At 51.5% G+C, this 241-nt stretch carries 1 pseudogene; it reads left to right on the plus strand.

The features are described from left to right. Window positions 1–241, plus strand: a pseudogene (locus tag R0J87_RS24150) (tRNA(Met) cytidine acetyltransferase); the annotation flags it as partial.

Consider the following 241-nt stretch of genomic DNA (forward strand, 5'->3'; position numbering starts at 1 on the left):
GTTGATGAAGCGGCAGCTATCCCTGCCCCGATGTTGCAAAAGATGCTGTCGAGTTATTCAAGGGTGGTCTTCGCATCTACAATACATGGTTATGAAGGTACCGGACGGGGATTTGCCATTAAGTTTACATCTGTATTGGATGCAATGACCCCGCAATGGCGTGCCTGCTCAATGACATCTCCTATTCGATGGGCTGCGGGCGATCCGCTGGAACGCTGGCTTTTTGAGACGCTGTTGCTGG

Origin of the sequence: Halomonas sp. SIMBA_159, assembly GCF_046536035.1 — a bacterium.
In the GTDB taxonomy this organism is placed as follows: Bacteria; Pseudomonadota; Gammaproteobacteria; order Pseudomonadales; family Halomonadaceae; genus Vreelandella; species Vreelandella venusta_A.